The sequence below is a fragment of the Virgibacillus sp. M23 genome (genome assembly GCF_034190895.1).
Lineage (GTDB): Bacteria > Bacillota > Bacilli > Bacillales > Amphibacillaceae > Virgibacillus > Virgibacillus salarius.
The window spans coordinates 1-7,459 of record NZ_JAWDHA010000103.1 but is presented as its reverse complement, the minus strand read 5'-3'; the positions used below and the strand labels follow the sequence as shown (position 1 = coordinate 7,459).

7 protein-coding genes are annotated in these 7,459 nt (G+C 38.6%); all 7 read left to right on the top strand.

What is annotated here, in order from left to right; translation table 11 throughout:
• Window positions 1–715 precede the first annotated feature (715 nt).
• The 7 genes from RVS70_RS21120 (at window position 716) to RVS70_RS21090 (ending at window position 7,274) form a co-directional block, all read left to right on the top strand.
• The gene (locus tag RVS70_RS21120) at window positions 716–1,876 is read left to right on the top strand and encodes a betaine/proline/choline family ABC transporter ATP-binding protein (RefSeq protein ID WP_026679646.1); all 1,161 of its coding nucleotides are present in this window, start codon (window positions 716–718) and stop codon (window positions 1,874–1,876) included.
• 13 nt (window positions 1,877–1,889) lie between these two features.
• On the top strand, window positions 1,890–2,534 hold the full coding sequence (locus RVS70_RS21115; RefSeq protein WP_026679645.1) for an ABC transporter permease: 645 nt from the start codon (window positions 1,890–1,892) through the stop codon (window positions 2,532–2,534).
• A gap of 25 nt (window positions 2,535–2,559) precedes the next feature.
• Window positions 2,560–3,480 (top strand): osmoprotectant ABC transporter substrate-binding protein, encoded by a 921-nt coding sequence (locus RVS70_RS21110; protein ID WP_034678163.1) that lies wholly within the window; start codon window positions 2,560–2,562, stop codon window positions 3,478–3,480.
• Between the two features lies 1 nt (window position 3,481).
• On the top strand, window positions 3,482–4,132 hold the full coding sequence (locus tag RVS70_RS21105; protein WP_021292463.1) for an ABC transporter permease: 651 nt from the start codon (window positions 3,482–3,484) through the stop codon (window positions 4,130–4,132).
• Between the two features lie 33 nt (window positions 4,133–4,165).
• The gene (locus tag RVS70_RS21100) at window positions 4,166–5,833 is read left to right on the top strand and encodes a CocE/NonD family hydrolase (protein WP_321134712.1); all 1,668 of its coding nucleotides are present in this window, start codon (window positions 4,166–4,168) and stop codon (window positions 5,831–5,833) included.
• Window positions 5,834–5,976: 143 nt separating this feature from the next.
• Window positions 5,977–6,513 carry a GbsR/MarR family transcriptional regulator gene (locus RVS70_RS21095; protein WP_026679642.1) on the top strand — a complete coding sequence of 179 codons (537 nt, stop codon included), beginning with the start codon at window positions 5,977–5,979 and terminating at the stop codon, window positions 6,511–6,513.
• A gap of 419 nt (window positions 6,514–6,932) precedes the next feature.
• Window positions 6,933–7,274: a thioredoxin family protein gene (locus tag RVS70_RS21090; protein ID WP_026679641.1), complete on the top strand. Its 342-nt coding sequence runs from the start codon at window positions 6,933–6,935 to the stop codon at window positions 7,272–7,274.
• Window positions 7,275–7,459: the final 185 nt, after the last annotated feature.

Genomic DNA, 7,459 nt, shown 5'->3' with positions numbered 1-7,459 from the left:
CTTATGACAAGAATTGTTGCACCTTCTCATAGCGGAGACTAATTACGTAGACTCCTGCGGGAATTGCGCGAGCCGAAAATCCACTTTGCAACGTGTTCTTCTTTGCAAAGTTAGTTGAGGCCGTGCCTGCGGAAAGCGAAGTAATTAGTCGGAGCATTGCCAATATACATCAACCATTTCAAAATAACTACTTGGCTTAACGCAGTCATTGCACTGATTTTATACTTTCTTAACTTATAAAGCAAAAAGCCGATACCTATCGTATCGACTTTCTGTATTGGGAGATTCATTCATGGGCAAATCTCTACAAGCTTGTAATGATTTCTACTATTATATGTCTTTGCGTTAAAACAGCACCGGCATTTCCCACAGGTTATCCACACATTTTTAACCCTCGACCTTATTTTATTGTTTATAGATGCCTTTACATTCTATAATTCACCACAATCCACAAGACACCCTAATTCTTCTGTATGATTCATATAACTTCATATCGCTTTTTTTCCATTATTTATCTTAGTAAAAAAACAGATCACCATTAAATACGAAGAATTTTTAAGCAATTCTACGTTATACAGTATAAAAACTTTATACAATATAAATTTTATAAATTTTTTATACTGTATGAATTTAAATGCTTGTTTCGATAATCGCTTCTTTTTCCTATACTAGTATAGGACGACAAAGTTCGACAGTATTAATGGAGGTGCTAGCATTGTTAGAATTTAAACACGTTTCCAAGCAATTTGAAGACGGTACAATAGCCGTTAAGGATCTGAATTTACATATTAAAAAAGGTGAATTTGTTTGTTTTATTGGTCCAAGTGGATGTGGTAAAACAACCACAATGAAAATGGTCAATGGCCTCATTAATAAAACAGAAGGATCCATTCTTGTTGATGGAAAAGATGTGATAGAGCAAGACCCTGTAAAATTACGACGATCTATCGGATATGTGATCCAGCAAATTGGCCTCATGCCACATATGACAATTAAAGAAAATATTGTGCTTGTTGGAACACTATTAAAATGGTCAAAAGAACAGAAAGATAAACGCGCACGGGAATTATTACAACTAGTAGATATGCCGGAGGAATTTCTTGATCGATACCCACATGAATTAAGTGGAGGCCAGCAACAACGTATTGGAGTACTTCGTGCCTTAGCAGCAAATCCACCATTAATTTTAATGGATGAACCTTTTGGAGCACTTGATCCAATTACAAGAGATGCGCTGCAAGAGGAATTTAAGAAACTGCAAAAAGAACTGGATAAGACTATTGTCTTTGTAACACATGACATGGATGAGGCGTTGAAGCTTGCCGACCGTATTGTGATTATGAAAGATGGACAGATTGTCCAAGCAGATACTCCAGATGAGATTCTGCGAAATCCAGCAGATGAATTTGTAGAAGAATTTCTAGGTAAGGATCGATTAATTCAAGGTCGACCTGATGTTACTACGGTCGAACAAATCATGGAGCATTCACCTGTAACCGTACAAATGGGAACGACATTGAAATCTGCTATATCTACAATGAAAGATAGACATGTAGATTCATTGTTAGTGGTAGATAGTGAGAATAAGCTCCAAGGCTTTATTGACATAGAAGGTATTAATTTAAACTATAAAAAGATGCATCTTGTAGAAGAAATAATGGAGAAAGAGTTATTTTTCGTCTCTCGCTATAGTCTATTACGTGATACCGTTCACAAAATTCTCCGTAGAGGAGTGAAATATGTGCCTGTTGTTGATGATGAAAAAAAACTAGCAGGAATTGTGACACGTGCGACATTAGCTAACCTCGTCTATGACACGATATGGGGCGATGGTATGGAGACGAATGAAATACTAGCTGCAACAGGAGCAGAGTAGGAGGGAAGCAAAAATGATGGATTTTCTTGCAGAATACGGTCATGAACTGTTTGTTAAAACGTGGGAGCATTTATATATATCACTAGCAGCGATTATTCTCGGCGTTTTAGTCGCTGTACCGCTTGGAGTTATCTTATCGAGGAAACCGAATTTTGCCGATCGTTTCATCTCATTTATTGGTATATTACAAACTATTCCAAGTCTAGCAATTCTAGCATTTTTCATTCCCATCATGGGAGTTGGGAAGATTCCGGCGATCTTCGCACTATTCTTCTATTCCTTGCTACCGATTTTACGTAATACATATATTGGTGTGCGTGATGTTGATCAGGGAGTAAAAGAAGCAGGTAAAGGAATGGGAATGAGCAATTGGCAATCGATTGTGAAGATGGAGCTTCCTTTATCTCTACCGGTAATTATGGCAGGTATTCGCTTATCGACTGTTTATCTTGTTGGTTGGGCAACACTTGCAGCTTTCATTGGCGGTGGAGGACTTGGTGACTTTATTTTTGATGGATTGAACTTATATCAACCGTCTCTAATTATTGCTGGGACAATACCGGCTACGATACTTGCCTTAATTGCAGATCGCTCACTTGCATTTTTAGAAGATTGGTTAACACCTGATGGATTAAAGGATTCTTATAAAACGGCATAAACTTGGAGGTGTAAATGTGAAAAGAATGATTTATAAAGGCAGCATATTACTTCTACTATTTGTGTTCCTTTCTGGCTGTTCCTTGCCTGGACTAGCAAGTACAACAAGTGAAACAATTAAAATTGGGGCATTAGGTACATCGGAATCCCAAATTCTTGCGGAAATGCTGTCAATCATGATTGAGAGAGAAACGGATGCAGATACGGACTTAGTGACGCATCTTGGGTCATCTATCGTTCAGCATCAAGGCATGACTAGAGGGGATCTGGATATTACAAGTACACGTTATACAGGAACAGATTTATCTGGAGCTCTTGGTATGGATCCGATCACCGACCCAGATAAAGCATTACAAATTGTAAAACGTGAATTTCTAGATCGTTTCCATCAAACTTGGGCGGCTCCATATGGATTTGAAAATAGTTATTCTGTAGCTGTGACAGAGGAATTCGCCAAAGAAAATGATATTGAAACGATATCTGATTTAGAGCCTTATGCGAATGATTTACGTTTCGGTGTTGATAATGCTTGGATTAATCGTAAAGGGGACGGATATGACGGATTTCAAGAAACCTATTTTTCTTTTGGAGAGGTTTTTCCAATGAACATCGGTCTCGTGTATCAAGCAGCCGCTAGTGGCTATATGGATGTTGTTCTAGCATATTCTTCTGATGGACGGATTAAAGAATTTAATCTGAAAGTGCTTGAAGATGATCGACAATTCTTCCCACCTTATGACGCTTCACCAGTGATTGCTAATAAGGTACTAGAGAAATATCCAAAAATTCAAGAGATCACGGAACGACTAAATGATCAAATCTCTACGGAAACCATGCAAGAGCTAAATTATCAAGCAGATGTGGAATTAATAAACCCTCGGAAGGTAGCTAAACAATTTCTTGAAGAACATAATTACTTTGAGCAGTCAGTAAAGGCGGGTGAGTGAAATGGAAACATTGGAACAATTTATCCATTATGTTAGTCAGAATAGCGGTTATATCTGGGTGCAGTTTTACAGGCATTTTCTAATGGCTGCCTATGGTGTATTATTTGCAGCAATTATTTCCATTCCGCTTGGTATACTGATTGCAAAATACGGGAAATTAAGCAGTTGGGTACTGGCTTTCGGCAGTATTATCCAAACAATACCAGCATTAGGAGCAATGGCTGTTATTATGATTGTAATGGGACTTGGTACGAATACTGTAATAGTTACCCTGATGCTTTATTCCATTTTGCCAATTACGCAAAATACATATGTTGGCATGAAAGAGGTTAATAAAGATGTGGTTGAAGCTGGATATGCCTCTGGAATGACTCGATTTCAACTGCTTCGCATGGTTGAACTGCCTCTTGCAGTTAGTGTTATTATGGCAGGGCTTCGCACCGCGCTAGTTATTGGTATCGGTATTGCAGCAATCGGAGCTTTTGTTGGTGCTGGTGGCCTAGGGGCGATTATCCTTACTGGAACAAATGCAACAGATGGCACACCGATCATTCTTGCCGGTGCTATTCCAACTGCGTTAATGGCGATTATTGCTGACCTGATTATGGGATGGATTGAACGGAAACTGCAACCGGTGAAATCTTCTAAGTAAGGTTCAAGGAACAGTTTAACGAGGAGGGAAATGATGAAGGCTCATAACCTGTTGATAGATAAAAATATAATCTGTGAATTATCGGATGGAACGATTTTACGGTCCGATGTTTACCGTCCCACTGAAGCAGGAGAATTCCCAGTTCTTATGTTAAGGCTCCCATATAACAAGGAAACGCCTCGCTATTATAACGAGTACCTAGAAGTACCACGAATGGTAGAAGCGGGTTATGTGGTAATACTCCAAGATGTACGAGGTAGATACGCCTCCGATGGAGAATTCTATCCATTTGTACATGAAGGAAAAGATGGTTATGAGGCAGTAGAATGGGCGGCTCGTCTCCCATTTTCTAATGGAAAAGTCGGATTGTTTGGCATGTCTTATCATGGTTATACACAACTTGCTGCCGCAGTGGAACAACCACCATCGTTAAAAGCCATAGCCCCTGTTATGACAATGGCTGATCCTTTTGGAGATATGATTGGTAATGAATCAACTCCTCATGCGATTGGCAAGTTTGAAACATGGGTGTTAGGTTCCATTATAGAGGATCAATTAAAACGAAAAAATCAGTTAGATGACTTACAGCTAAATCATTATTTGGAACATATAACCGAATATTTGCATGAGGCACCCGCCAGCCAGTGGTCACCAATGAAGGACCTTGATCCAGACTCATTTTTCTTTGATGTTATGCAAGGAAGGTTGGACGATCATTTCATCGAACGTGTGCAGTTGGAGAGCCAATTACGCGATGTAGATATACCAGCTCTCTTTATGGGAGGGTGGTTTGACGCATTGCTTTCCCAAACATTACAAGCCTATAAAGCATATCATGGGGAAAAAATGCTGTGGATTGGTCCGTGGACGCATGAACAAATGACTGGTCATGCTGGTGAAAAATTCTTTGAGGTCGCAGCTAAGAATATAGGTGTTGACCAAATAACAGACCCTACCGAAGTGCATATACAATGGTTTGATAAATGGTTAAAAGATAAGCCATTGTATATCCAAAAACCGGTACAACTCTATTTGATGGGACAACAAAAATGGGCGGCATACGAAGAATTCCCTATCGTTAAACAACAAGAATATTTTTTGGAAAGTAACGGTAAGTCGCAGACAAGTGCAGGAGATGGAAAGTTAGTTTCCATTCCGTCTTGTCAGGTGACAGAAAGTTCACTTACACTTGATCCATACAATCCTGTTCCAACTCGTGGAGGGGGTTCGTTGATAGCAGGTGTTGATTCAGGTATATTTGATATAAACGATCTGCATGAACGTAATGATGTGCTTGTTTATACAACGAAGCCGATAAGTAATGATATCCAACTATTAGGCACACTCAAAGCAGAAATTTGGTGCTCTTCTCCAACAAGCTTATGTGATATTTCTTTACGAATAGCTGATGTAGATCCAAGCGGTCGAGCATGGGTACTAATGCACTCATTTCATCGTGAAAAGGTGATAGACAGCCACCCAATTTGTTTATTAGCAGAAATTGGAACAACTGCATATACGTTACCAAAGGGCCATCAGATACGGCTAGATATTGCAGCAAGTAACGCACCGTTGTATGATATTAATTTAAACAACGGTAAGACAACAAAAACCCATAAAGATGGGGTTGTAGCGAATGAAACGATTTATCATGGAGGAAAAATGGCATCCAAAATCATTGTTCCATTTACAATGATCTAATTGTAGAATCAATTGTTAAAGATGTTATTCTATTATTCCTTTCCCTTGGCAAATTATATAAATAATATGTTGCTTTCATCATTTTGGTTTTTAGCTACAATGTGGTACAGTTCAAAGAGCATGCCAATAAGGAGATTTATACAATGAATAATACAGAACAAATTGAAAATGTTAAAACACAATTTATTGAAAAGATAACAGATAATATGAACGCCTTTGGGGTATCGACAAGTGTTGGACGCGTGCTTGGTATCATTTATATGAATAGAGAACCAATGACTCTAGACGAGCTATCTGCTGAGACCGGAATGAGCAAAACCAGAATGAGTCAGGTTGTTCGGGAAATGATTGATATGAACATTGCTGAGCGTGTATTTAAGAAAGGTGTCCGAAAAGATTTATATCAAGTGGAAGAAGATTATTATCAGACATTTATTTCTCTGTTCATATTTACATGGCAAAAGGCGATTAATCGTAGCCGAAATTTTGAACAACGGTTAATTCAAAAATTAGATACATTACAACAAGAAGCAGATGTAACAGCAGAAAATGAACAAGCAATTAATGAGCTTCTCCATGAAATACGAGAGTGGATGGATTACTATGACTGGATTCAACGAGTTACTGAATTCTTCGCAAGTGGTGAAATATTCGAGCACGTACCCAAAAAACAACCTTAAAATGGAAAAAGCGGTGTTTTCGTATAAAGTTATTACTTTTGCGAATTCACCGCTTTTTGTAAGTCCCTTCTGGAACTCGTATACCATCAGTAGAAAAAGTTTTCCCATCTCCCCATTCAGAAGCGTTTAAAAGATGTTGATGCTTGAAATCCATCCAAACTTAGGCATTTAGGAGCGTAGTTACAGTCAGGGCATGGTATGATAAGAGCATCGATCTATCTAAAGTGAAACTTCTATCCGTAGGGTTTTTGTTTATCCCCACGAATGGTTAGGTGAACCAATCGGACATTTACTGGCAGTTGATCCCCCTTTTATCCATATTAGTTTTTCTCTTTATTACATGAAGTGGGGAGCTTACTGCCAGTTATTTGCGGGATAAGGACGGTCCATATTACTACTACGTACAGGTGGGAGCAACAATGAATCATTTTCCTGAATTAACAAACATTGCTGAGATTGACCATTTTATCGATACAAATCGTCTTGCCTTTCTCTATGTATCTCGTCAAGGTTGTAGTGTATGTCATAGCTTATTACCACAAGTGGAATCACTCATGGAGAATTACCCTAAAATAAACGCTGTACATATACGAGCAGAGCAGGTGGAAGAAGTGGCTGGTCATTTTTCCATTTTTACAGTTCCCGTGCTTCTTCTATTTGTAAATGGAAAGGAATATATACGAGAGGCAAGAATGGTGCATATGGATCTATTAGCTGCTAAATTAGATCGACTATATACAAATCTGGACAGATTAGATTGACAATAGTCCTGTTTAGACAAGTGTACTTTTTCATATAGCTGTTACGTTATCGTTTCTAACTAAGAAAAACTGAGCAAAATTCGCTCAGTCCTTATCACTAAATGCTCAGATTTACGCTTCCTCTAGTAGCTATTATGGAATAATAGCTACTGCTTGCTTGACCACCACTCCGGCTGCCCACTTCC